Source organism: Catellatospora aurea, from assembly GCF_042663325.1.
Lineage (GTDB): Bacteria > Actinomycetota > Actinomycetes > Mycobacteriales > Micromonosporaceae > Catellatospora > Catellatospora aurea.
Window position 1 is genome coordinate 1 of the sequence record NZ_JBHTAC010000033.1, and the last position, 22,751, is coordinate 22,751.

Annotated in this window: 23 protein-coding genes; 18 read left to right on the forward strand and 5 right to left on the reverse strand. The window is 69.1% G+C overall.

Translation table 11 applies throughout. The features are described 5' to 3' along the window. The first annotated feature begins 784 nt into the window (after positions 1 to 784). Positions 785 to 1,378 carry a hypothetical protein gene (locus tag ACFQO7_RS26195; RefSeq protein WP_376808853.1) on the forward strand — a complete coding sequence of 198 codons (594 nt, stop codon included), beginning with the start codon at positions 785 to 787 and terminating at the stop codon, positions 1,376 to 1,378. Positions 1,379 to 1,472: 94 nt separating this feature from the next. Here ACFQO7_RS26195 and ACFQO7_RS26200 read toward each other — a convergent pair whose 3' ends face one another. After that, positions 1,473 to 2,129, reverse strand: coding sequence for a TetR/AcrR family transcriptional regulator (locus ACFQO7_RS26200; RefSeq protein ID WP_376808854.1), 657 nt, complete (start codon positions 2,127 to 2,129; stop codon positions 1,473 to 1,475). A 57-nt stretch (positions 2,130 to 2,186) separates the two neighbouring features. Here ACFQO7_RS26200 and ACFQO7_RS26205 point away from each other — a divergent pair, with 57 nt between their 5' ends. Both ACFQO7_RS26205 and ACFQO7_RS26210 read left to right on the forward strand, forming a co-directional pair. Beyond that, complete coding sequence (locus ACFQO7_RS26205) at positions 2,187 to 3,017, forward strand: SDR family NAD(P)-dependent oxidoreductase (RefSeq protein ID WP_376808855.1); 831 nt, start codon at positions 2,187 to 2,189, stop codon at positions 3,015 to 3,017. Between the two features lie 34 nt (positions 3,018 to 3,051). Further along, a complete protein-coding gene (locus ACFQO7_RS26210; protein ID WP_376808856.1) occupies positions 3,052 to 3,375 on the forward strand; it encodes a nuclear transport factor 2 family protein in 324 nt (107 codons plus the stop codon). Positions 3,376 to 3,379: 4 nt separating this feature from the next. On the opposite strand, the gene ACFQO7_RS26215 is transcribed toward ACFQO7_RS26210, so the two are convergent. Beyond that, positions 3,380 to 3,775, reverse strand: a complete 396-nt coding sequence (locus ACFQO7_RS26215) for a zinc-binding dehydrogenase (RefSeq protein ID WP_376808857.1) — start codon at positions 3,773 to 3,775, stop codon at positions 3,380 to 3,382. Positions 3,776 to 3,878: 103 nt separating this feature from the next. On the opposite strand from ACFQO7_RS26215, the gene ACFQO7_RS26220 reads away from it, so the two are divergent. Further along, positions 3,879 to 4,103: a thioredoxin reductase gene (locus tag ACFQO7_RS26220; protein WP_376808858.1), complete on the forward strand. Its 225-nt coding sequence runs from the start codon at positions 3,879 to 3,881 to the stop codon at positions 4,101 to 4,103. Continuing rightward, complete coding sequence (locus ACFQO7_RS26225) at positions 4,100 to 4,870, forward strand: pirin family protein (RefSeq protein ID WP_376808859.1); 771 nt, start codon at positions 4,100 to 4,102, stop codon at positions 4,868 to 4,870. The genes ACFQO7_RS26220 and ACFQO7_RS26225 overlap by 4 nt, the downstream gene beginning before the upstream one ends. Before the next feature lie 132 nt (positions 4,871 to 5,002). Here the strand turns inward: ACFQO7_RS26225 and ACFQO7_RS26230 are convergent, their stop codons facing one another. Next, positions 5,003 to 5,482: a VOC family protein gene (locus ACFQO7_RS26230; protein WP_376808860.1), complete on the reverse strand. Its 480-nt coding sequence runs from the start codon at positions 5,480 to 5,482 to the stop codon at positions 5,003 to 5,005. Between the two features lie 520 nt (positions 5,483 to 6,002). On the opposite strand from ACFQO7_RS26230, the gene ACFQO7_RS26235 reads away from it, so the two are divergent. After that, on the forward strand, positions 6,003 to 6,263 hold the full coding sequence (locus ACFQO7_RS26235) for a hypothetical protein (RefSeq protein ID WP_376808861.1): 261 nt from the start codon (positions 6,003 to 6,005) through the stop codon (positions 6,261 to 6,263). Positions 6,264 to 6,343: 80 nt separating this feature from the next. Here the strand turns inward: ACFQO7_RS26235 and ACFQO7_RS26240 are convergent, their stop codons facing one another. Continuing rightward, a complete protein-coding gene (locus tag ACFQO7_RS26240) occupies positions 6,344 to 8,041 on the reverse strand; it encodes a glycosyl hydrolase family 8 (RefSeq protein ID WP_376808862.1) in 1,698 nt (565 codons plus the stop codon). Positions 8,042 to 8,319: 278 nt separating this feature from the next. Here ACFQO7_RS26240 and ACFQO7_RS26245 point away from each other — a divergent pair, with 278 nt between their 5' ends. The 9 genes from ACFQO7_RS26245 (at position 8,320) to ACFQO7_RS26285 (ending at position 19,143) form a co-directional block, all read left to right on the forward strand. Continuing rightward, positions 8,320 to 9,510, forward strand: coding sequence for an ROK family transcriptional regulator (locus tag ACFQO7_RS26245; RefSeq protein WP_376808863.1), 1,191 nt, complete (start codon positions 8,320 to 8,322; stop codon positions 9,508 to 9,510). Between the two features lie 146 nt (positions 9,511 to 9,656). Then, positions 9,657 to 10,982, forward strand: coding sequence for an ABC transporter substrate-binding protein (locus ACFQO7_RS26250; RefSeq protein WP_376808864.1), 1,326 nt, complete (start codon positions 9,657 to 9,659; stop codon positions 10,980 to 10,982). Between the two features lie 5 nt (positions 10,983 to 10,987). Further along, positions 10,988 to 11,947, forward strand: coding sequence for a carbohydrate ABC transporter permease (locus tag ACFQO7_RS26255; protein WP_376808865.1), 960 nt, complete (start codon positions 10,988 to 10,990; stop codon positions 11,945 to 11,947). After that, positions 11,944 to 12,786 (forward strand): carbohydrate ABC transporter permease, encoded by an 843-nt coding sequence (locus tag ACFQO7_RS26260; RefSeq protein WP_376808866.1) that lies wholly within the window; start codon positions 11,944 to 11,946, stop codon positions 12,784 to 12,786. The genes ACFQO7_RS26255 and ACFQO7_RS26260 overlap by 4 nt, the downstream gene beginning before the upstream one ends. A 7-nt stretch (positions 12,787 to 12,793) precedes the next feature. Further along, the gene (locus ACFQO7_RS26265) at positions 12,794 to 14,047 is read left to right on the forward strand and encodes a 6-phospho-beta-glucosidase (protein ID WP_376808867.1); all 1,254 of its coding nucleotides are present in this window, start codon (positions 12,794 to 12,796) and stop codon (positions 14,045 to 14,047) included. Then, the gene (locus ACFQO7_RS26270; RefSeq protein ID WP_376808868.1) at positions 14,044 to 15,018 is read left to right on the forward strand and encodes an N-acetylglucosamine kinase; all 975 of its coding nucleotides are present in this window, start codon (positions 14,044 to 14,046) and stop codon (positions 15,016 to 15,018) included. Before ACFQO7_RS26265 ends, ACFQO7_RS26270 begins: the two co-directional genes overlap by 4 nt. Before the next feature lie 167 nt (positions 15,019 to 15,185). After that, on the forward strand, positions 15,186 to 16,949 hold the full coding sequence (locus ACFQO7_RS26275) for a discoidin domain-containing protein (RefSeq protein WP_376808869.1): 1,764 nt from the start codon (positions 15,186 to 15,188) through the stop codon (positions 16,947 to 16,949). Beyond that, the gene (locus tag ACFQO7_RS26280; RefSeq protein ID WP_376808870.1) at positions 16,949 to 18,154 is read left to right on the forward strand and encodes an MFS transporter; all 1,206 of its coding nucleotides are present in this window, start codon (positions 16,949 to 16,951) and stop codon (positions 18,152 to 18,154) included. Before ACFQO7_RS26275 ends, ACFQO7_RS26280 begins: the two co-directional genes overlap by 1 nt. Next, the gene (locus ACFQO7_RS26285) at positions 18,151 to 19,143 is read left to right on the forward strand and encodes a TolB family protein (protein ID WP_376808871.1); all 993 of its coding nucleotides are present in this window, start codon (positions 18,151 to 18,153) and stop codon (positions 19,141 to 19,143) included. Before ACFQO7_RS26280 ends, ACFQO7_RS26285 begins: the two co-directional genes overlap by 4 nt. Positions 19,144 to 19,198: 55 nt before the next feature. Here ACFQO7_RS26285 and ACFQO7_RS26290 read toward each other — a convergent pair whose 3' ends face one another. Beyond that, positions 19,199 to 20,209 (reverse strand): carbohydrate-binding protein, encoded by a 1,011-nt coding sequence (locus ACFQO7_RS26290; protein WP_376808872.1) that lies wholly within the window; start codon positions 20,207 to 20,209, stop codon positions 19,199 to 19,201. 183 nt (positions 20,210 to 20,392) lie between these two features. Here ACFQO7_RS26290 and ACFQO7_RS26295 point away from each other — a divergent pair, with 183 nt between their 5' ends. The 3 genes from ACFQO7_RS26295 to ACFQO7_RS26305 are packed head-to-tail and all read left to right on the forward strand — an operon-like array spanning position 20,393 to position 22,712. After that, positions 20,393 to 20,782: a GntR family transcriptional regulator gene (locus ACFQO7_RS26295; protein WP_376808873.1), complete on the forward strand. Its 390-nt coding sequence runs from the start codon at positions 20,393 to 20,395 to the stop codon at positions 20,780 to 20,782. Further along, the gene (locus ACFQO7_RS26300; protein ID WP_376808874.1) at positions 20,779 to 21,678 is read left to right on the forward strand and encodes an ABC transporter ATP-binding protein; all 900 of its coding nucleotides are present in this window, start codon (positions 20,779 to 20,781) and stop codon (positions 21,676 to 21,678) included. The genes ACFQO7_RS26295 and ACFQO7_RS26300 overlap by 4 nt, the downstream gene beginning before the upstream one ends. Then, positions 21,675 to 22,712, forward strand: coding sequence for an ABC transporter permease subunit (locus tag ACFQO7_RS26305; protein WP_376808875.1), 1,038 nt, complete (start codon positions 21,675 to 21,677; stop codon positions 22,710 to 22,712). Before ACFQO7_RS26300 ends, ACFQO7_RS26305 begins: the two co-directional genes overlap by 4 nt. Positions 22,713 to 22,751: the final 39 nt, after the last annotated feature.

Sequence of the window (22,751 nt, forward strand, 5' to 3'; positions counted from 1 at the left end):
GTAGGTGCGGCGCGTGCTGGAGTCTGCGGTCTTCGGTCGCCCTTCAGTTGCCCCAGGTTCCGCCAGACGGAGAAATGAACCACGACTGGCCGTTTCGGGTGGGGCGAATGGTTATCGTCGTGCCCCCTGATCCATGGCCGAGAATGCATCCGACTGCGACGGATATCGTGTTGTTCTGGTTGAGGGCCACTCGCGACCAGATGATGTCGTCTCCGGCGTCCGACGAGCTGTTTCCGGTGGCAAAGTTCGACTGCGACATGTAATTCGGGAAGTTGGTCCGCCCCGCGACATTGGGGCACCATCCCCACCATTTAGGGGCGACGATGTATACCCCGCCGTTCGCGGCGGCCGCAGCGGCCGGGGTCGCGATACCGATGGCAGCAGTCAGCGTAGTCGCTGCAGTAACTGCAGCTAAGCGCCGCGCACGTCCGGTTCCACCGATCGACCGAAGTCGAGAGAGTATTCCAGTAATCATCTGATGCCTTTCTCATTGAGGATCCTTTCCGCGGGGATCCGTCGAATGGAGAGCACCGTATCGGCACGCAGATGTCCCGCGACAGCCTGTCATCCTTTCGGGAGCTGCGCTCTGTCCGGTGCCGGAAACGGCACTAGCCCGATCCGGGTCATCCGGTCGGCGGGCGCCGCCGCGATCGTCAGTGGATGCGTGACCACGCGATCGCCGACAGAGATCTGTCGGTTCGTCGATTGCGCCGCGTCCGCGTCCGTCAGATCCTTCGGTGGTGAGACGAGACGTGGCCGAAGGCTTCGGTTCCAGGATGGCTGGATGAGCGGCCGGCTTTCCCGGCTGAGTACGGCGAACAGGATCGCGCTGGTGTCCGTACTCGTGGCGCTCGGCGGCCTGTTGGTGACGGTCCTGGCGTGGCTGCAGCCCCAGGCCCCGTCGTCGGCACTGCCGGCAGGGACGTCCGCTGTGACGACAGTCCAGCCGTCGCAGGTCACGGCGAGTACTGCGCCCGGCCTGACGACGCTGTCGCCCGCCAGCCCATCTCCGACGTCGCCCCCTTCCCACCCGGGCGAGCTGCCTGCTGCATTCGTCGGCACCTGGACCGGGGCCGTGTTCCAGACCAACACCGGCTCGGAGTACCAGGCGACCTTCAAGCTCTACCCGGCCGTCAACGGTGACGTGGTGGGCGAGTCCGAGTACCCCAGCCTGCGGTGCGCCGGCAGGCTCCAGCTCAAACGGTCATTCGGCGGCACCGAGGTCCATCTCACCGAGACTCTCGTCAAACGCGGCACCTGCGTCAGCGGCATCGTGAAGAAGTTCAGGCTCAGTGGCGCCGATGAGATCTTCTACTTCTGGTCCTTCAACGAGCGCGCCGGATACGACGGCCAGGGGACCCTCAAGCGGATGTCGTGATCTGTCGGCCCCAGGCGAGGCCTGCGAGGGATATGTACGCTCGATCGCCTCATGCCTGCAACCGCTCACGAACAGCGGCCAAAGCGCCGTCCAGCTAACGTGCCAGGCGGTCCAGCAGCTCGCCGAGTAGCGCGTGTTCGCCAGGGGTGAGGTCGCCCGGGTCGTTGCCGACCAGTGCACGTAACGTCAGTGCGGCGTTGGCACGGGTCGCGGGGGCGTCGACGGAGGGCGTGTAAAGGACTCCGGCCAGCGCGGCCTCGCGGACGCGTCCGGACAGTGCGAAGTCAGGCTCCGGCTGGCTGATCAAGGTGAGCGTGATGCCGACGTTGGCGGCGAGCACCTGTTCGGCGGCGTCGTCCGCCGGCACTCTGAGCAAGCCCTGGGCGGCGGCGGCGGTGAACCGGTCGCGCAACGCGGCGTGGGCGGGGGCGGTGACGGCGCACGGCTTGCCCGGCTCGGCGCGACCGTAGAGCAGCCCGTAGAACGACGGGTGCTCCAGCCCGAACCGGACGTGTCTGTCCCAGCCCGTGCGCAGGTCGTCCAGCGGATCGCCAGAGCTCTCGACCGCTGTGTACTGGGTGAAGCCGTGGTTGACCACGGCGTCGATCAGGCCCTGCTTGCTGCCGAAGTGGTGGTACAGCGTCGGGGCCTGTACCCCGGCGCTTTCGCACACCGCCCTCGTGGACACCTTGCCGCCGTCCTCCAGCAACTTCGCCGTAGCGAGCAGGAGTCGGTCCCGTGCGTTCTGCATGAGTGCTATGGTAGACCATATAGCGCTACACTGATTGCTATAGCGATAGGGGAAGTCATGAGGACTTGGTTCATCACTGGGGGAACACCCGGAGGTTTCGGACTGGTCTATGCCGAGGCCGCACTGGAACAGGGCGACCAGGTGGCAGTGACTGCGCGTCGGCCCTCTGAACTGAAGGAATGGGCTGAGCCGTACGGCGACCGGGTGCTTGTCGTCCAGCTCGACGTCACCGATGCCGACCAGGTGCGTGCGGCGGTCAAGACGGCGGAGGAGCGGTTCGGCGGGATCGACGTTCTCGTCAACAACGCCGGCCGTGGCTGGTTCGGCTCGGTGGAGGGGGCCCCCGACGAGACGATCCGCCGCACGTTCGACCTCAACCTGTTCGCCGTGGTCGAGGTGATCCGCGCGGTTCTGCCAGGCATGCGGGCACGCGGCGACGGCTGGATCGTGAACATGTCGTCGGTGGCGGGCCTGGTCGGCGCACAGGGGTTCGGCTACTACGCGGCGGCGAAGTTCGCCCTCGAAGGGCTGTCGGAGACGCTGCGCCAGGAAGTGGAGCCGTTCGGTGTGCGCGTGCTGCTCGTCGAGCCGGGGGCGTTTCGCACCAAGGCCTTCGCCAGCTTCCAGAACGAGCCCGTCGACGAGACCGTCGACGCCTACGTGCCGATGGTGGAGGGCGTCAAGGCGGCGTTCGTCGACCACGACGGCAAGCAGGCCGGTGACCCGCAACGTGGAGTGCAGGCCGTGCTCAGCGCGATGAACGCACCCGTTCCCCCGCACCGGATCGTGCTCGGCAACTCCGGTTACGACGTAGTCGTGGCCATGCACGAGAACGCGCTGGCGGAGCTGCGCGCGAACGAGGCGCTCTCGCGCAGTGCGGATTTCTGAGCCTGTCCGGCAACCGAGAAACTGGAGAGCAGAAATGGACTACCTCGATCTTCCCAAGGCTGTCGAGGACTTCGTCGCGGCGACCAACGCGCATGACGCGGACGCGCTGGCGGCGGTGTTCGGCGACGGGGCCGCCGTGCGCGATGACGGGAAGACCTACACCGGCGAAGCCGAGATCCGCGAGTGGACCCAGGGGCACCTGATCGACCCCAAGATCGTGATCACGCCGACCTCGTTCGCCGGCGACCGGCTGGTGGCCTCCGCGAACGGTGAGTTCCCTGGCGGTCCGCTGTCCTTCGCGTTCGTGTTCGGCATCAAGGACGACCGGGTCACCGACCTTGCGATCGACCCCGTCTGATGCGTCACCGGCCAGGGGGCCCGGGGGCTGCCCTGGCCGGTGAACTGGCGAGCAGCGGGATCACGAGCTGTCCGCCCGGGGCCAGCGCCTGGGACACCTGTGCACCGACGACTCCGGCCACGCAGTCGAGGGCCTTGCGTACTCCGTCGGGCCCGGCGATCTCCGGCACACGCTGCAGCAGGTCCTCGTCCTCGGTGCAGATGACCTCGTCGCCGCCGAGCGCCTCGATCTCACCGACGGCGTCGCGCCGCCGTACGACGTTGATCGTGCGTATCCCCAAGTGCCTGGACAGCTGGATGACCAGTCGGCCGACGGTGGAGCCGGCGGCGGTCTGCAGCAGCCACTCGCCCGGCTGCGCAGCGCGCAGTGGCCTGCTCTCAGCTCGCTCGACAGATGGCATCGGCGGCATCCGCTTCGGCTGACGGAGGCGCTCGGTACCGGATACCCTGTGGCTGATTTGTCCTCTATGTTCGGTCTGGGGACACACTGACACGGAGGTTCCGGTGACCGACCTGCGATACCGGATGATCATGGCGCTGAGCGCCATCGACCTGGGCAACCCACTCGCCGAGCAGGTGGCGTCTGTCTGCGCGGAGATCTCCGAGCAGTACTGCGCCGAACTGCACCTGGCCAGCGAGGTGGCACAGCTGGCCGTGGACACCGACCCGCTGGCCGGCTCCTGCCGGATCGCCGCGGCCGGAGCCGAAACGGCGGGGAGCGTGCGATGACCGTCACCCTCACGCCCTCGCTGGACATACGCCGGGCCGCCGACCGGTTCTGGACCCGTCTGGGCTGGCTCGACTCAAGGCACAGCTTCTCCTTCTCCCGGCACTACGACCCGCAGAACACCCACCACGGCCTGCTCCTGGTCAGCAACGACGACAAGGTCCGCGCCGGCACCGGCTTCGAGACCCATCCACACGAGGACATGGAGATCGTCACCTGGGTGCTGGCCGGCTCGCTCGTACACCAGGATTCCACCGGCCATTCCGGCGTCATCTACCCCGGCCTGGCCCAGCGGATGAGCGCCGGCACCGGCATCCTGCACTCGGAGAAGAACGACTCCTGGCGGCTGGACCACACCGCGCCGCACACCGAGCCGGTGCACTTCATCCAGATGTGGGTGGTGCCCGACGAAGCAGGGGTGACCCCCGGCTACGAGCAGCACGAACTGTCCGACGAACGACTCCGTGCGGGCCTGGTGCCGGTGGCCTCCGGCATGGACAGGCACCGCGACGACACGGCCATCCGCATCAGGAACCGTCACGCGGCCCTGCTTGCCGCCCGTCTGGCCCCCGGGCAGACGGCGCAGTGCCCCGCGGCGCCGTTCGTGCACCTGTTCGTCGCCCGAGGCGCCGTGGAACTGGAGGGCAGCGGGCGGCTCGACCGCGGCGATGCGGTCCGGATGACCGCCACCGGCGGCCAGCAGATCACCGGCATCGACGATGCCGAGGTCCTGATCTGGGAGATGCACGCGGCACTCCAGCTGGACTGACGTCCACCTGACCTAACGCAATGGCTGCGAACGACAGGGGAGTGGCGGCGCGCTGCGGCTTCGGCGGCCGCAGCGGGGTGACGTGCCGGGTGACACCCCGATCGAGACGTATATGCCTCGGCGGTGGCCTGCTCAGCCCGGGAGATCTTCGGGGCGCTTGGCGGCGAGCTCGCCGTGCAGCAGTCCGGTGGACTGGCCGACCTCGATGAGGTACCCGTCCGGGTCCCGCAGGTAGCAGCGGATCTCAGCGCCGCGGTCGATCGGCGGTGTGACGAACTCGGCGCCCTTGGCTTGCCACTCCTCATAGCGGGCGTGGATGTCGGCGACTCGCAGGTTGAGGAAGATCGACGTGGTGTCGCCGGGCTGGTAGTCGACCACCGAGATACCGGGCTTGTCGGGTGTGGGCGGCCCGCCTGGGTTCATGATGATCCATGAATTGGCCAGCTTGACGATGCACGGGTTCTCGTCCAGGACCACCGTGCCGCCCAGAACGCGCGAGTAGAAGTCACGGGATCGTGCGACGTTGCGGACGGCGATGAACAACGTCATCACCATGCCTTCGGTGGGTGCGGGAAGGTCGGCGACGTTGATGTGGGTTGCGGGTTCTGTCATGAGATTGCTCCACCTTGGCGGCGATGCGGGGCATCGGGTCCAACTGGGCGTGTCATCGACGTTGCCTGGGCATGGCGTCCTGCAGGCTGAATCTGCGACTGCGGATGTAGTCGAGTGGCCTCGGCTCCAGACATTATCGTGTGAATCGGTCTCTTAGTTGCATTCGTTGTCATTCAGGCGACTGGGTACTCGGCAACGTACGCCGCGGCGGCCTCAACGCTGCAGCTGCAGCAGTGGCGCGGCCGCCGCCCAGGACTGAGGCGAGCATGAGTGCGGGTACGGGATGGGCTGTGGCGCCTGGTCGCGGGTCAGCCTGGACATGACCTCCGGCAGCCGGCCGCCGGTTGCCTGCGCGGCCGCCAGCAGCCCGTCGGCGATGCGGTCGGCTGCCGCGTGCTCGCCGTAGCGGCGCAGGCCGGCGACCGCGCTCTACGACCTCGCCCCGCACCTGCTGGACCTGCTCGACGCCGCGCTCGGCCCCATCGTCGACCTCAGCGCGCGCGGCGACAGCGGCACCTGGATGGAGATCAGCTGCACCCACGCCGGGGGCGCGATCAGCCAGGCGTCGTTGTCCGGCGCCGTCGGCGTGCCGGGCGGCCGGCGGGAGCTGAGCGTGTACTCGCGCGACGGGGCCTGGGAACTGCCCACCGACATCCACTACCCGGACGCGTTCGCGAATGTCCGGGCCGAGTTCGCGGCCGTGGTGCGGACCTGGTGCTCCCATGAACTCGGCGCCCGCCGCGGCCTCTACCTGCAGCAGCTGCTGTCGGCGCTGGGATAGAGCCGCTGAGGGTGGCCGGTACGAACCGCGGGCGGCCTCCCATGGCCTGGGAGGCCGCCCGCGGCCGGTGATCGGCGCTGTTACGGGGTCCAGAAGTTGCCCGAGACCACGATCATCGTCTGCAGTTGCAGGCTCGCCGAGTAGTAGCCCGACGTGTCCAGCGGGGTGGCCTTGATCTTCGTCCACAGCGCGTCGAGCCAGGCCTGGCTGCCCGGGTCGGTCATCGCGGCCACCGCGAACGGTGCGAAGAACGCCGCCTCGGAGCCCGAGCTGATCGCGGTGCCGTTGAGCGCGTACCCGACGGCGATGTTGGACGGGTTGCCGCCGGTCTTGGACTTGATCCAGGTGTTCATCTTGCGGGCCGCCGCCAGCGACTGCGCGTCGCCGCTGGTGACCGCGTCGGCGCCGATCCGCCACGGGTCGCGGCAGGCGTTCCACCAGTACTTGCCGTCGTTGGGGTCCTCCAGCACCTGCCCGGCGGCGGGCTTCGGGGTGGTGTTGGTGTTGACGACGAAGTCGGGCAGCAGGCCGGTGCTGGGGGCGTAGCCGCTCTGCAGCGACGCGGTGACCGACTGGTGCTTGGCCAGGATGGTGTCCCAGGCGGTGTCGCCGGTGGCCTTGCGGTAGGCGCGGAAGTGGCCGGGCATCCAGTCCGAGGTGCGGCTGATGTAGTAGTACTGGTCGCCGGCGCTGCTCCAGTCGCCGAGCAGGGTCAGCTTCGTGGTCGCGTTGATCTCGCTGGCCTTGATCGCGTTGATCCGGGTGGTGGCCAGCGACTTGTAGTTGTACGTGCCCGTGCTGCCCCACTGCTTGTCGGCCAGCAGCAGCGCGTACGCGATCTCCAGGTCGCCGTCGGTGGCCGAGTCGGAGCCGTTGACCGAGGTGCACGAGGTGTTCTGCTCGGCGGCGTGCAGGTTCGGGTTGTTGACCGACGGGTGCGCCAGCACGTACTTGAGCAGCCCGTCGAATTGCGTCTTGGCGTTGGGGTCGGCGCCGGCCATCAGCGCGGTGATGACCATGCCGTAGCCCTGCGCCTCGGCGACGTAGGGGTGGTCGGCGTCCGGGGAGAAGACCTCGTACCAGCCGTTGCCGCAGTTCTGCTTGACGAACGCGCTCTTCCACGTGTTGTAGTAGTTGATCACCGTCTGGTCGTGGGTGGCCACGGCGCCGGTGAGCTTGAGCGTTCCCGCCGCGTACGGCTTGGTGTGCGAGCCGAACGGCACCGCCGGGCCGCCGGGCGGTGGGGGAGAGGTGCTCGGCGACGGGGTGCCCCCCGGCGGGTACACCTCGAACTCGAACAGCGAGTAGCCGTACGCGGTGCCGCGGGCGGTGCCGTACATGCGGATGTAGCGGCCGCTGCCGCTCAGCCCGGTGAGGTCGTCCACCGCGCCGTTGCCGGTGGTGGTCGAGTAGATGGTGGTCCAGGTGGCGGCGTCGGGCGAGACCTCGATCCGGTACGCCTTGCCGTAGGCGGCCTCCCAGCGCAGGGTCACCTGTCCGATCTGCTGGACGCTGCCGAGGTCGACGCGGATCCACTGCGGGTCGCTGCCCTCGGCGCTGGCCCAGCGGGTCGAGGTCGAGCCGTCGACGGCCTGGGCGCCGCCGAGCGTGGCCGTCTCGGTGGAGGAGACGGCGGTGGTGCGGCCCAGGGCCAGGTTGGTGGCTGCCTGGGCGGAGGCGGCGAGGACGAGCCCGCCGAGAAGAGTGCCGGCGGTGGCCACGGCGGCGGCCGTGAGCAGGGGTCGGGCCCGTCCGGGCCGGGCTGTTCTACGCATCATTGCGGGTCTCCTGTGGAGGGTCGCGGTGCGTGCCGCAGTTGCGGAACGCGGTGATACGAGCGGACATGTGACCGCACGACGGGTGCTGGCGGGCGGTCGCGATGGCCCAGGGCCCCGGGCTCGGGGGGAACTTATGTCAGGGGATGCCCGTGACACAAGACGGTTAGGAAGATTGCCTAACAATTCGCGGGACCCTTGACGGCCTGCGGTCGTCGCCCTAGTCTCCGCCATTAGTAAATCTGATTGCCTAATGTTTCGTCGACATCAAGCGAGGGCGGATGACCCGACCGGCCGGTTCGTCGAAGCTGCTGCGTGCCATGAACGAGCGCGCTGTCCTGGCCCATCTGCTGGACCGCGGCCCCCTCACCCGTGGCGCGCTGCGGGAACTGACCGGGCTGAGCAAGCCGACCACCTCGGACGTGCTGCGCAGCCTCACCGATGCGGGGCTCACGATGGTGGTCGGGCGCAGCTCGGGCGGCCCGGGACCGAACGCCGAGATCTACTCGGCGAATCCGACGGCCGGCTTCGCGGTGGCCGTCTGCATCAGGGAGGTCTCGGAGATCCCGGGGCCGTCGCTCATTGCGGCAGTGATCGACGCCGGGGGCGTCGTGCACGCCCGGATCGAGGACTCGGTCGACCTGACGACGCTCGACCCCGTCGACGCGATCAGTGACACGGTGATCCGGGTCGTCGGGCAGGCCGGGGTCGAGGCTGCCGCGGTCCGCCACGTCCAGCTCGGGGTGCCGGGTTCATACGACGCGGCGAGCGGGGTCATCCATTACATCGACGTGCCCGGGTTCGACCGGCCCGGTCTCGTCGGACGGATCGCGGCACGGCTGGGCACCGTGGTCGAGGTCGAGAACGACGTCAACCTCGCGGCGATCGCCGAACGCGCCCACGGCGTCGCCGCCGGCGGTGCCGGCTTCACGCTCTTCTGGCTCGGTGACGGCCTCGGTCTGGCCATCGACCTCGGCGGCACGCTGCTGCGCGGCGCGCGAGGCGGCGCGGGCGAGATCGGCTACGTGCCGGTGTCGCTGCCAACGGTCCGTCCGCCTGCCGACCTGCAGAGCCTGATCGGTGGTCCCGCTGTCGTGGCCCTCGCGGCAGAGCACGGCATCGCGGCCGCCACCCCGGGCGCCGCGATCACCACGGCCGTCGCCTCGGCCGACTCGCGGGCCGGACGCTTTCTCGACGCGGTGGCCGCCCGCATCGCGCTCGGCCTGGCCGCCGTCGCCGGCGTGCTCGACCCGCCGCTGATCGTCCTCGCCGGCGAGGTCGCCCAGGCCGGCGGGGAGGCACTCGCGCAGCGGGTCCGCGCCGCGCTGCCCGGCACGACCCCGCTCGACATCACCATCGCCGTCACCGAGGTCACCGAAGACGCCGTTCTGCTCGGCGCGCTCGACGCCGGATGGCGAGCGGTGCGCGAATCACTGATCGACAACCAGCGCACCGCGATGCGGGCCGACTGACCGACGCAGCGCGCCCGACATTGCTCCACCGATCGGTACCACCGATCAGCCCGTGGCCCGACCGGCCGCCTTCCCGCACCAGGCGAAGGGCCGGTCGGGCCGTGATCCCGCACCGCGGCACTTCTGATTCCAGAGAGGAACATTTCATGCGACGTTTGCTGAACCGGCGTACGGCCTTGGTGGTCGGCCTGGCCGCAGCATTGGCACTGGCCACGGCGTGCACCCCGGCCGAGGCGCCGAAGCCGATCGCGACCCCGGGCGTCGAGCCCACCGGCGCGGTCGAACTGTGGCACTTCTTCACCGACCGTGAGGCCAAGGCCCTCGACGAGACGCTGGCCAAGTTCAAGGCGAAGTATCCGAAGGTCACGCTGACCGTCAAGGGCGGCCAGGACGACGCCAAGGTGACCACGGCGATCGGCGCCGGCACCGGTCCGGACGTGGCGATCAGTTACTCGACCGACATCGTCGGCAAGTTCTGCGCCGCCGGCGCGTGGGTCGACCTCAACCCGTACCTGCAGCGCGACGGCGTGGACCTCAACTCGATCGCGGCCGTGGCCCGGTCCTACACGGAGTTCCGGGGCAAGCGGTGCGCGATGCCGTTCCTGGCCGACGCGTACGGCTTCTACTTCAACAAGGCGATGTTCGCCGAGGCGGGGCTGACCGAGGCGCCGAAGACGCTCGCCGAACTGTCCGACATGGCCAAGAAGCTCACCAAGCGCTCGGCCGACGGCACCATCGAGCGGGCCGGGTTCCTGCCCCTGTTCGGGTTCTACGAGAACTCCCCGTCGCACTTCGCGCCGATGGTCGGGGCGAAGTGGCTCAACGACGACGGCACCTCGGCCATCGGCACGGACCCGGCCTGGAAGGAGCTGCTCACCTGGCAGAAGGAGCTCGTCGACTGGTACGGCTACGACAAGCTGGAGAAGTTCCGCGCCTCGCTGGGCGACGAGTGGTCGGCCGACAACGCCTTCCACAAGGGCAAGATCGCGATGGCGGTCGACGGCGAGTGGCGGATGGCGTTCCTCAAGGACCAGGCGCCCGACGTCGAGTTCGGGGTCGCCCCGCTGCCGGTCAACAAAGCCGAACGCGCGGGCGCGGGCTACATCACGGGCAACGTCATCGGCGTCTCGCGGACCGCCCGCAACCCGGAGGCGGCCTGGGCGCTGATCAAGTTCCTGACCACCGAAACCGACACCATCGTGGACCTGTCCAACGGCATCCGCAACGTGCCGACCACCACCGCGGCGCTGACCTCGCCGCGGCTGACCGCGGACCCCTTGTTCAAGGTGTTCCTCGACATCTTCGCCAACCCGAACTCGGGCACCACCCCGCCCAGCGGGATCGGCCCCGGCTACCAGGAGACCTTCTCCGAGTTCCTGCAGGGGTGGCAGTCCGGGACGAAGAAGGACCTGGCCGCCGGACTGGCCGACGTCGACGTCCGCGTCGACAAGATGATCAAACTGGCCGGCTAGCAGCGATGCCCACCGCAGCCAGCCAGGGGAGCGCCGGCCGTAACCGGCGCTCCCCGCGCCACCTCGTCGCCCTCACGTTCATCGCGCCCGCGCTGATCGGCATCGCGGTCTTCCTGATCTACCCGCTGATCGCCGCCGTCTACTTCTCCTTCACCCGCTTCGACATGTTCAACCCACCGGTCTGGGTCGGCCTGGACTTCTGGGAGTACGTGCTGTTCGACGACCCCACCGTGCGGATCGCGGCGAAGAACACGCTGGTGTTCGTGCTGCTGATGGTCCCCGCCCGGACCGTCGGCGCGCTGCTCACCGCCATGCTGCTCAACGCGATGAAGCGCTCCCGCAGCATCTACCGCACGCTGTACTACCTGCCCGCGCTCGCGCCGCCGGTCACCGCGACCATCGCGTTCGTGCTGCTGCTCAAACCGGGCACCGGCCCGGTCAACACGCTGCTGGCGACGTTCGGCGTCGAAGGGCCGGGCTGGTTCAACGACCCCGACTGGGCCAAGGCGTCGCTGACCCTGCTCGCCCTGTGGGGCGTCGGCGACCTGATGATCATTTTCGTGGCGGCGCTGCTCGACGTGCCGCAGGCCCTCTACGAGGCCGCGTCACTGGACGGTGCGGGCCGCTGGGCCCGGTTCCGCTACGTCACCCTGCCCACCATCTCGCCGGTGCTGCTGTTCGCCACCATCACGGGCGTCATCGGCACGCTCAACTACTTCACCCAGGCCGCGGTCGCCGGCAGCGTCGCCTCCGGCCAGGTCACCTCGGGCAGCGGCATCGCCGGCACCTTCGGCTACCCCGAGAACTCGACACTGACCTACCCGATGCGGCTCTACTCGATCGGGTTCAGCAACAACCTGTTCGGCGCCGCGAACGTCATGGCGGTCATCCTGTTCGTGGTGTCCATGACCGCCACGATCATCCTGCTGCGGCGGTTCAAGGCGTTCAGCGGAGGCAACTCATGAACACGTCCATCGGCCGCGGACACCACGTGCTCGGCTTCGTCGCCCGCCACGCGATCGGCATCGCGCTGGCGGTCATGTTCCTCGCCCCGGTCGTCTTCCTGCTGCTCACCTCGTTCATGACCAGCGACCAGACCCTGACCGCGAACATGTGGCCGCAGAGCTGGCACCCGGAGAACTACGTCGAGGCGTTCCGGAAGACACCGCTGCTGCGGTTCATCGCCAACACCTTCCTCTACGCGATCCTCGCCACCGGGTTCATGCTGCTGTCCAGCGTGCCCGCCGCGTACGCCCTGGCCAAGCTGCGCTGGCGCGGCCGCAACACGACGATGGTCCTGATCATCTGCATGATGATGCTGCCGCCGCAGGTCACCACCGTCCCGCTGTACATGATGTGGGCCAACACCGGACTGACCGGTTCACTGTGGCCGCTGATCCTGCCGATGCTGGCCGGCGACGCGTTCTCCATCTTCCTGCTGCGCCAGTTCCTGGTCACCATCCCCGACGAGTACCTCGACGCGGCCCGCATCGACGGCTGCGGCGAGTGGCGCACGCTGCTGCGCGTCATCCTGCCCATGGCCAGGCCCGGCATCGCCGCCGCGGCCATGTTCCAGTTCTTCTACGCCTGGAACGACTACTACGGCCCGTTCCTCTACACCAGCGAGAACCAGAACGCCTGGACCATCTCGCTGGGCCTGGCCTCGTTCCGGTCGCTGCACCACGTCGAATGGCACCTCGTCAGCGCGGCGACCCTGCTCACCATGGTCCCGGTCATCGTCCTGTTCTTCTTCGCCCAGAAGGCGTTCGTCCAGGGTGTCACACTGACCGGCGTGAAGGGATAGCACCACCATGAAGATCGCCGTGGTCGGCGGAGGGTCGACCTACACCCCCGAGCTGATAGACGGGTTCGCCCGCCTCGACGCGACCGTCACCGAGATAGCGCTGATCGACCCGGCCGCCGACCGGTTACCCGTCGTCGGCGGGTTCGCGCAGCGGATCTTCCGCCGCCACGGACACCCCGGGCAGATCACCTGGACCACCGACCTCGACGCCGGGCTGACCGACGCCGACGTCGTCATCATCCAGCTGCGGGTCGGCGGGCAGCGCGCGCGGATCAGCGACGAGACGTTCCCGCTCGAGTGCGGCTGCGTCGGGCAGGAGACCACCGGAGCAGGCGGTCTCGCCAAAGCCCTGCGCACCGTGCCCGTCGTGCTCGACGTCGCCGAACGCGCACGCCGCCGTGCCGCACCCGGAGCCTGGATCGTCAACTTCACCAACCCGACCGGCATCGTCACCCGAGCCCTGCTCGACGCCGGCCACCGCGCCGTCGGCCTGTGCAACGTCGCCATCGGCTTCCAGCGCCGCTTCGCCGCGCTGCTCGGCGTCGCACCCGGGCAGGTCACCCTCGACCACGTCGGCCTCAACCACCTGACCTGGGAACGCGGCGTCCACGTCGACGGCGTCGACCGGCTGCCGGAGCTGCTGTCGACGCACCTCGACGGGATCGCCGACGCGGTGAGCCTGCCACCGGCGATCCTGACGACACTCGGCGCGGTGCCGTCGTACTATCTGCGCTACTTCTACCGCCACGACCAGGTCGTCGAACAGGACCGCGGCGCACCGACCCGGGGCGAGAAAGTCGCCGAACTGGAAGGCGCCCTGCTGTCCATGTACGCCGACCCCGCCCTGGACACCAAACCCGACCTGCTCGCCCACCGCGGCGGCGCCTACTACTCCGAGGCGGCCGTCGGGCTCATCGGCTCGCTGCGCAGCGGCGACGGGGCCACCCACCCGGTCAACGTACGCAACGACGGGACCCTGCCGTTCCTGCCCGACGACGCCGTCATCGAGGTCGGCAGCCGGGTCGACGCCGACGGCGCGACGCCGCTGCCGGTCCGGCCCGTCGGCCCCCACCTGTCCGGCCTCATCTCCCACGTCAGCGGATACGAGGAACTGGCCGTGCACGCCGCCGTCAGCGGTGGACGCCAGCGCGTCTACCAGGCGCTGCTGGCACACCCGCTGGTCGGCCAGCACGACCTCGCCGACAGCCTCACCGACCGGCTGCTCGCCGCGAACACCGCGCACCTGAGGTGGGCCGCATGATCAGCGAAAAGACCGTGGTCGCGGTCGACGGCGGCAACTCCAAGACCGACGTCATCATCGCCACCGGCGCCGGGACCGTGCTCGGGCGGGCACGGGGCCCGGCGTCCTCGCCGCACCTGATCGGCGTACCCGACACCATCGGCCTGCTCGGCCGGCTCATCACACAGGCCAGAGAGCACGCGGGCCTGCACCCGGCGGCAGTGTTCGACCGGGCCGAGGTCTACCTCGCCGGCGCCGACCTGCCCACGGAAGTGCGGATCCTGACCGAGGCGGTGACGGCGGCCGGATGGGCACACCGCAACCGCGTCGACAACGACACCTTCGCCCTGATGCGCGCCGGCACCGACGCCGAACGCGCGATCGCGGTCGTGTGCGGCGCCGGGATCAACTGCGTCGGCCGCGACGCCGGCGGGCGGACCGCCCGCTTCCCCGCCCTCGGGATGATCACCGGAGACTGGGGCGGCGGACACCACCTGGCCTCCCTGGCCCTGTGGCATGCGGCCCGGGGTGAGGACGGCCGCGGTCCGGCCACCCGGCTGACCGAGGCGGTCATCGACCACTTCCGGGTGGCCACGGTCGAAGACCTCGGCATCGCCGTGCATCTCGGCGAGGTCGACGCCGCCCGCATCGCAGAACTGACCCCCGTCCTGTTCACCGCCGCGTCCGACGGGGACGAGGTGGCCCGCCGAATCGTCGCCAAACAGGCAGCCGAGGTGCTCTCCCTGGCCCGGGTCGCCGCCGAGCGGCTCGGCATGCGCCACGAGCGGCTGGCCCTCGTGCTCGGCGGCGGCGTGCTCGCTGCCCAGCATCCGCTGCTGCACCAGGCGATCCTTGAGGGCGTGCCGGCTGTGCTGCCCTGCGCCGAGGTGGTGGTGTCGGCGCAGGCCCCGGTCGTCGGCGCCGCCCTGGCCGGACTCGACGCCCTGGGCGCGACGGCAGACGCGAAGTCCGTGCTCAGGACTGCCGGGTAGCCGCACCACAGAAAAGGCAAACAGTTTTCCCAATCCCTTGACATCGAACGACGCCATTGAAATGCTCTTCGCAAGCGGCTTGGCGCGGCTCCGCTGCACTGCGGAAGTGACGTGCTCAGTGAACAACTGCCCCGGCCGGTGGACTTCTCCTACCCCTTGGAGACACCGTGCGCTGGAAAACAAAGCTGCCCACCCTCGCTGCGGCCGCCACCATGCTGGTGGCTGCGGCGCTGATCGTGATCGTCGACCCGGCCGACGCCGCCGACGTGCTCCTGTCCCACAACCGGCCCGCCACCTCCTCGTCGACCGAGAGCAGCCAGTACGGTCCGGGCAACGCCGTCGACGGCAACGCCACGAGCCGCTGGGCCAGCCTCGAAGGCTCGGACCCGCAGTGGATCCGGGTCGACCTCGGTTCGTCCGTCGCGATCAACCGGGTCAAGCTGACCTGGGAGGACGCCTACGCGTCGGCGTACCGGCTGGAGACCTCACCGGACGGGACCGCCTGGACCACCGTCAAGACCGTGACCGGCGCCGACGGCGGCACCGACGACCACACCGGCCTCAGCGCCAACGGACGGTACCTGCGCGTGTACGGCACCGCCCGCGGCACGTCGTACGGCTACTCGCTGTGGGAACTGGAGGTCTACGGCCCGGACGGCGCCCCGGACCCGGGCGCCACCGACTACCAGGCCGAGAACGCCACACTCTCCCAGGCCGCGGTCTTCAGCAACCACGCCGGATACACCGGGACCGGCTTCGTCGACTACACCAACATCGCCGGCGGCTACATCGAATGGACCGTGACCGCGGCCGCGGCCGGCAGCCGACCGGGCACCATCCGCTACGCCAACGGCAGCACCGCGGCCCGACCGATGGCCATCGCGGTCAACGGCGCCACCGTCGCGACCGGGCTCGCCTTCAACCCCACCGGCAGCTGGAGCACCTGGACCGACCAGACGATCAGCCTGACACTGCAGGCCGGCGCCAACACCGTCCGCGCCACCGCCACCACCGCCACCGGCGGCCCCAACGTGGACAGGCTGACCCTGGGCACCGCGCCAACCACCTCGCCCACCGCCTCGCCCGCGCCCTCCAACTCCCCGTCGCCGTCGCCCAGCCCGCCCGGCGGAACCACGTTCACGGTCGCCGCCGCCGGTGACATCGCCGACCAGTGCACCGCCAGCTCCAGCTCCTGCCAGCACCCGAAGACCGCCGCACTCGTCACGGCCATGAACCCGGAATTCGTCATCACCATGGGCGACAACCAGTACGACGACGCCCGCCTGTCGGACTTCCAGAACTACTTCGACAAGACCTGGGGCAAGTTCAAGTCCAAGATCCGCCCCGCGCCGGGAAACCACGAGACCTACGACCCGGCCGGTGAATACGCCGGCTACAAGTCCTACTTCGGGGCGATCGCCTACCCGCAGGGCAAGAACTACTACAGCTTCGACCACGGCAACTGGCACTTCATCGTCCTCAACTCCAACAGCTTCGACGACGCCGCGCAGATCTCGTGGCTCCAGGCCGACCTCGCCGCCAACACCAGAGGCTGCATCGCCGCGTCCTGGCACCACCCGCTGTACAGCTCCGGCGACCACGGCAACGACCCGGTCAGCAGGCCGATCTGGCAGCTGCTCTACAACGCGCGCGCGGACCTGGTCCTCAACGGCCACGACCACCACTACGAACGGTTCGGCCCGCAGAACCCCAACGCCGGCGCCGACCCCAACGGCATCGTCGAGCTGGTCGGCGGCATGGCCGGCGCGCCGCCCTACCCGATCGTCAACGTGCAGCCCAACAGCCTCAAACGGCTGTCCGGGACGTACGGGGTGATCAAGCTGACGTTCACCGACAGCACCTTCTCCTCACAGCTGATCGCGACCGACGGCGCGGTCAAGGACACCAGCCCCACCTACGCCTGCCACTGATGTACATCACCGCCAACCGTGCGCCGGGACGGGCGCTGCTGCGCTCCGTCCCGGCGAACGTCCTCGCCCTCGGCATGGTCAGCATGGTCACCGACATCTCCGCCGAGATGGTCACCGCCGTCCTGCCGCTCTACCTCGTCCTCGCACTCGGGCTCAACCCCCTGCAGGTCGGCGTGCTCGACGGCCTCCACTTCGGCGTGACCGCGCTGGTGCGCCTCGCCGGCGCGCACGCCTCCGACCGCTGGCGCCGGCGCAAACTCGTCGCCGCCGGCGGCTACGGCATCTCGGCCCTGGCCAAACTCGGCCTGCTGCTGGCCGGCACTTCCGTGGGCGCGCTGGGCGCCGTGATCGCCGCGGACCGCACCGGCAAGGGCCTGCGGACAGCCCCGCGGGACGCGATGATCTCGCTGTCCACACCGCCGGAACAGCTCGGGCACGCGTTCGGTGTGCACCGGGCCATGGACACCTTCGGGGCGTTGCTCGGCCCGCTCGCCGCGTTCGGGATACTCGCCGCGACAGCCGGGTCCTACGAGGCCGTCTTCGTGACGGCCTTCTGTGTCGCGGCGCTGGGCCTGGTGCTGCTCGCGCTCTACGTGCGCGACCCGCGCAGCAGCGTGCCGGCCGACCCGCCGCGGATCGGGACGGCCGTGCGCGCCATCGCCGGCGGGCGCGCCTTCCGGCGGATCTGCGCCGTCAGCGTCCTGCTCAGCCTGGTGACGGTCAGCGACTTCTTCGTCTACCTGCTGCTGCAGCGGCAGCTCGTCATCCCACCGAGGCTGTTCCCGCTGCTGCCCCTCGCCACCGCCGCCGTGTTCCTGCTGCTCGCCGTGCCGCTCGGACGGCTGGCCGACCGGACCGGCAGTGCCAAGGTGTTCCTCGGCGGGCACCTCGCCCTCCTCGCCGCCTACCTCGTGCTCGCGAGCATGGGGACCGGCATCGCTGTGCTGATCACGGTCCTGGTGCTGCACGGCGCCTTCTACGCGGCCACCGACGGCGTCCTGATGGCGGCCGCCGGACCGCTGCTGTCCGAGGCCCTGCGCACCAGCGGCATGGCCGTGCTGCAGACCGCGCAGGCGCTCGCGCGGCTCGGTTCGTCAGTCGTCTTCGGCGCGCTCTGGACCGCCTGGGACGCCCGCACCGGGCTGCTCGTGATGGCCGGTGGCCTTGCGCTGTCCCTGCTCACCGCCCGGAAGGTGATCCTGTGAAACGTGCTCTCAGCCTCGCGGCGGCCACCGTGACGCTTGCCGCGGTCGCCATCACCTATGCCGTGACCGCCACGGCCGACCCGTCGGCGGCCGGTGTGGAACTGGACACCAGCCGCCCGGGGCAACTGCTGTTCCTCGACGCGGCCGGCAGGGTCGCGGCCGTGCCGGCCGACGACCCGGGCGCGGCCCGCACCGTCGGCGATCTGCACTGTCGACGTTTCCACTCGTCCGGCGGAACTGCGGTCTGCCTGGTGGCCGAGGTGCGCGGCGGCCTGCCCGGGACGAGCGCGCTGATCCTCGACAGCGGCCTGCGCGAGACGAACCGCCTCAACCTCGCGGGCATCCCGAGCCGCGCCCGGGTCTCACCCAGCGGCAGAATGGTCGCCTGGACGGTCTTCGTGACCGGCGAGACGTACAACGCCACCGGCTTTTCCACCTGGACCGGGATCCTGGACACCAGGACGGGCTATCCGATCGTCAACATCGAGACCATCCCGCTCTACCTCGACCGCAGGCGTCACCATGCCGCGGACGTGAACGTCTGGGGCGTCACGTTCGCCGCCGACGACAACCGCTTCTACGCGACGGTCTCCACTCAGGGGCGAACGTACCTGGTCGAAGGCGACTACCGTAAGTGGGAGGCGCGGTCGTTGCGGGCCGATGTGGAATGTCCGTCGCTGTCACCGGACGGCAGGCGCCTGGTGTTCAAGAAGCGGGTCTCGTCTTCGGCCGACGGAGCGTGGCGGCTGCACGTGCTGGACCTGGCCACGATGCGCGAGACGCCGCTGGCGGAGACCGTCAGTGTCGATGACCAGGTGCAATGGCTGTCCGATGAGCTGGTCGCCTACGCGAAGCCGGGCGCAGCCGGCGGCTCGGACATCTGGGCCGTGCCCGCGGACGGTTCCGGTAGCCCTCGACTGCTCATCAGCTCCGCGTCTTCGCCCAGCGGCTTCGAGGTGACGCGGCAGCCGGTCGGCGCCACCACGTGACCGCGCAGCCGCTTGGTGGCGGGAGGGGGCCGGCTGTCGACCCCCTCCCGTCCGCTTACAGGCGTTGCCAGAGCGCCGGTACGTTGGGCGGCTCCCAGCCGGTCTGCGCGGTGTGGGCCTGCAGGCACCGGTAGGAGATTCCGGCGTAGGTGACCTGGGCTCCTACGGCGTAGGCGACACCCGCCCGCCAGCTCGTCGTGCCGGTCGCGCTGGCTGAGGGCGTGGGGGTCGGCTTGGGGCTCGGCGTCGTGGCGGTCGGGGTCGGCGACGGGGCCGGCCCGTTGACGAGCTGGTACGCCTTCATGTCCCGCAGGAGCAGGTAGGTGTCCTGAAGCGAGCCGGACGTGTCGCCGAGGGACCGGTAGATTCCCCACTTCGGGCGGACCCGGTCGGCGAGGAAGGTGTCGACTCCGGTCTTGGTGGCGTCGAGGATCGTGGTGCCGGCGCTGCGGATCACCCAGCGGACGGAGCCCGCGGTGCCGTCACCGATTTTGATCTCGTACTCGATGTCGATCCATTTGTTGTGCAGCGGTTCGAGGTTCGTCCGGCCTACCAGGACGTCCCCGGCGATGACCTTGTGCTCGATGGTCTGCACGCCGTTGACCCGGCGCAGCGAGGTGACCGTGATGGGTGATGTGCCGGCGCCCGGCTGCTTGGTCTGCATGATGTGGGTGAAGGACGTGGTTGCCTTCAGCGAGCTGGGGATGTACATCGAGTAGGTCACGCGCCAGGTCTGGCCCAGGTTCCACTCGAGGTAGCTCGATGCGGACGTGCGGTTGCCGGTGACCTCGTGGCGTTGGCGGTCGGTCTCGGTGTCACGGTCGACCATGTGCATGTCGAACCGGTAGTCGTTGCCGACGACCTTGATGTGCGGACCGGCGGCGGTGTGCGAGTCGGCTCGGTCGTCCTCGATGGACTCGAAGGCGCCGAGGCCGGCCGTGCCGGCGTTGGGAGCCCAGCGCAGCTGCCATACCGGGGCGGCCTGTGCTGATGGGGCAACCAGGACGGCCGCTACGCCGGCGAGGGCGATGGCCATGGCCGCGAGGGTGACATGCGAACGGTTCATCCACTCACCTCAATCAAAGGGATTGATAGGAAAACTAACTAACAATAACTTCGATATCGATGGGCGCCAAGAGTTGAGGTCGCGTCGGCCGTACCCGAGATGCTCAGATGACTGCTGCTTGACACGCAACCGGGTAGATGTGCATTCTCATTCCACTAGTTTCCTAGTGGAACAGGATTTTGGGTGATCGACTTTCACCTCGACGTGCGCTCGGGCGTCGCCCCGTACCTGCAGATCGTCCGGCAGGTGCGCCAAGCGCTGCTCTTGGGGCTGCTCGCCGAGGGCGACAAGCTGCCCACGGTCAAGGAGGTGGTCGCGAAGCTGGCGATCAACCCGAACACCGTGAGCAAGGCCTACCGCGAACTCGAACACCTCGGCCTGGCCGCCGCGAAGCCAGGGGTGGGCACGTTCATCACCCGATCGCTCGGCCACGCGTCGCTCACCGAGCACGGGCCGCTGCAGCAGGAGCTTCGCGCCTGGATGGACAAAGCTCGCGCTGCGGGCCTGACCGGGCCCGGCATCGAGGCCATGTTCCAGAACACCCTGCGCGAGAGCGAACAAGAGGAGAGATGACAGCCATCCTGCAAGCCCACGCGCTGGGCAAGAGATACGGCCAACGCCAAGCGCTGACCGACTGCACCCTGGAGCTTCCGCCGGGCCACGTCATCGGCCTGGTCGGGCCCAACGGCGCGGGCAAGACCACCCTGCTGCAGATCGCCTGCGGCATGCTCGCGCCGACCACAGGGCAGATCGAGGTGCTGGGCGAACGGCCCGATGGCGCGACCTCGCAACTGGCCCGGGTCGGGTACGTCGCCCAGGACACCCCCACGTACGCGAACCTGTCCGTCGCCGACCATCTGACGCTCGGCGCCAAGATGAACCCGGGCTGGGACGCGAAGCTCGCACAGGCCCGCATCGAACAGCTCGGCCTCAACCCGAAACAGAAGGCGGGAAAGCTCTCCGGCGGGCAACGTGCACAGCTCGCCCTCACCCTCGCGGTGGCCAAGCGACCCGAACTGCTCATCCTCGACGAACCGGTCGCCAGCCTCGACCCGCTGGCACGTCGTGACTTCCTGCGGCACCTGATGGAGTCGGTCGCCGAGCACGACACCAGCGTGATCCTCTCCTCCCACCTGATCTCCGACCTCGAACGCGTCTGCGACTACCTCGTCGTGCTGGTCTCCTCCCGCGTACAGCTCGCCGGTGAAGTCGATGACCTGCTCGCGCAGCACCACCGGATCGTGTGCACGCGGCGCCGGGAAGCCGACCTGCCCGCCGGGTTGCAGCTCGTCTCCGCGGAGCACACCGACCGTCAGTCCACGTTCGTCGTACGAACCCCAAGCCCACTGCCTGCCGATGACTGGACCGCCGAACACCTCGAACTCGAGGACCTGGTGCTCACCTACCTTGAGCGAGGCCTCGACCATGGCGCTCCTGCCACGACGCGACCGAGGGGAGAGGCACGATGATCTGGCTGACCTGGCGGCAGTTCCGCCCGCAGGCCGTCACCGGCCTCGCTCTGCTCGCCGCCGCGGCGATCCTGTTCCTGGTCACCGGGTGGCGGATGCACCACAGCTACACCACGGCTCTGGCCTGGTGCGCCTTGCCGGACGCCTGCGACGGAGCGACCGCGGGGGCGCGGGCATTGGGCGCCCAGCTCAGCCAGTTGCAGCGAAGCTACGAGCCCATGTTCGTGCTTCTGCAACTGCTTGTGATCGCGTCCCCGGCGGCGATCGGCATCTTCTGGGGCGCGCCACTGATCGGGCGTGAACTGGAAACAGGCACCCACCAGCTCGCCTGGAACCAGACGGTGACGCGCACCCGGTGGCTCGCGGTCAAAGTCAGCGTCGTCGGCGTCGCCGCGATCGCTGCCACCGCGCTCCTCACCTGGTTGCTGAGCTGGTGGGCCGGGCCACTGGACCACCTCAACGGCGATCGGTGGGCGGCGATGACCTTCGCCTCCCGCGGCATCGTCCCGCTGGGCTACGCCGCGTTCGCTTTCGCGCTGGGCGTCACGCTGGGACTGCTGCTACGCCGGACGCTGCCGGCCATGGCCATCACGCTGGCCGTGTTCGCGGCGGTCCAAGTTCTCGTGCCGGCCCTCATCCGACCTCACCTGCTGCCGTCGACGACGAGCACCTACTCGATCGACCAGGCCAGCGCGAGCCGGTTTCACGACTTCCAAGGCACGCAGACCGACTTCCACTTCGGCCTGCCGATACCACAGGACGCCTGGCTGACCTCCCGGCCGCCCGTGGAGAACCCGTCCGGGCAGGTGGCCCGCATCGCTGACTACAGTGACTGCTTTCCCGACGGGGGCGACGTTCCGAGACTGCCTGACATCGGCGCATGCCTGGCCGAGTACGACCTCCATCAGACAGTCACCTACCACCCCGCGAGCCATTACTGGCCTCTGCAGTGGATGGAAAGCGGACTCTTCCTCGCACTGTGCGCAGCTCTGGTCGGTACGTGCTTCTGGTGGATCAGACGCCGACAGAACTGAGAGTCTGTGCAGAACGGTGTGTTGGTGCGGAGTGCTTGC

Bases quoted from the DNA above. Each gene is read 5' to 3' on its own strand.
- ACFQO7_RS26195 (WP_376808853.1), top strand. From the start codon at position 785: ATGAGCGGCCGGCTTTCCCGGCTGAGTACGGCGAACAGGATCGCGCTG.
- ACFQO7_RS26200 (WP_376808854.1), bottom strand. From the start codon at position 2,129: ATGCAGAACGCACGGGACCGACTCCTGCTCGCTACGGCGAAGTTGCTG.
- ACFQO7_RS26205 (WP_376808855.1), top strand. From the start codon at position 2,187: ATGAGGACTTGGTTCATCACTGGGGGAACACCCGGAGGTTTCGGACTG.
- ACFQO7_RS26210 (WP_376808856.1), top strand. From the start codon at position 3,052: ATGGACTACCTCGATCTTCCCAAGGCTGTCGAGGACTTCGTCGCGGCG.
- ACFQO7_RS26215 (WP_376808857.1), bottom strand. From the start codon at position 3,775: ATGCCATCTGTCGAGCGAGCTGAGAGCAGGCCACTGCGCGCTGCGCAG.
- ACFQO7_RS26225 (WP_376808859.1), top strand. From the start codon at position 4,100: ATGACCGTCACCCTCACGCCCTCGCTGGACATACGCCGGGCCGCCGAC.
- ACFQO7_RS26230 (WP_376808860.1), bottom strand. From the start codon at position 5,482: ATGACAGAACCCGCAACCCACATCAACGTCGCCGACCTTCCCGCACCC.
- ACFQO7_RS26235 (WP_376808861.1), top strand. From the start codon at position 6,003: ATGGAGATCAGCTGCACCCACGCCGGGGGCGCGATCAGCCAGGCGTCG.
- ACFQO7_RS26240 (WP_376808862.1), bottom strand. From the start codon at position 8,041: ATGATGCGTAGAACAGCCCGGCCCGGACGGGCCCGACCCCTGCTCACG.
- ACFQO7_RS26245 (WP_376808863.1), top strand. From the start codon at position 8,320: ATGACCCGACCGGCCGGTTCGTCGAAGCTGCTGCGTGCCATGAACGAG.
- ACFQO7_RS26250 (WP_376808864.1), top strand. From the start codon at position 9,657: ATGCGACGTTTGCTGAACCGGCGTACGGCCTTGGTGGTCGGCCTGGCC.
- ACFQO7_RS26255 (WP_376808865.1), top strand. From the start codon at position 10,988: ATGCCCACCGCAGCCAGCCAGGGGAGCGCCGGCCGTAACCGGCGCTCC.
- ACFQO7_RS26260 (WP_376808866.1), top strand. From the start codon at position 11,944: ATGAACACGTCCATCGGCCGCGGACACCACGTGCTCGGCTTCGTCGCC.
- ACFQO7_RS26265 (WP_376808867.1), top strand. From the start codon at position 12,794: ATGAAGATCGCCGTGGTCGGCGGAGGGTCGACCTACACCCCCGAGCTG.
- ACFQO7_RS26270 (WP_376808868.1), top strand. From the start codon at position 14,044: ATGATCAGCGAAAAGACCGTGGTCGCGGTCGACGGCGGCAACTCCAAG.
- ACFQO7_RS26280 (WP_376808870.1), top strand. From the start codon at position 16,949: ATGTACATCACCGCCAACCGTGCGCCGGGACGGGCGCTGCTGCGCTCC.
- ACFQO7_RS26290 (WP_376808872.1), bottom strand. From the start codon at position 20,209: ATGAACCGTTCGCATGTCACCCTCGCGGCCATGGCCATCGCCCTCGCC.
- ACFQO7_RS26300 (WP_376808874.1), top strand. From the start codon at position 20,779: ATGACAGCCATCCTGCAAGCCCACGCGCTGGGCAAGAGATACGGCCAA.
- ACFQO7_RS26305 (WP_376808875.1), top strand. From the start codon at position 21,675: ATGATCTGGCTGACCTGGCGGCAGTTCCGCCCGCAGGCCGTCACCGGC.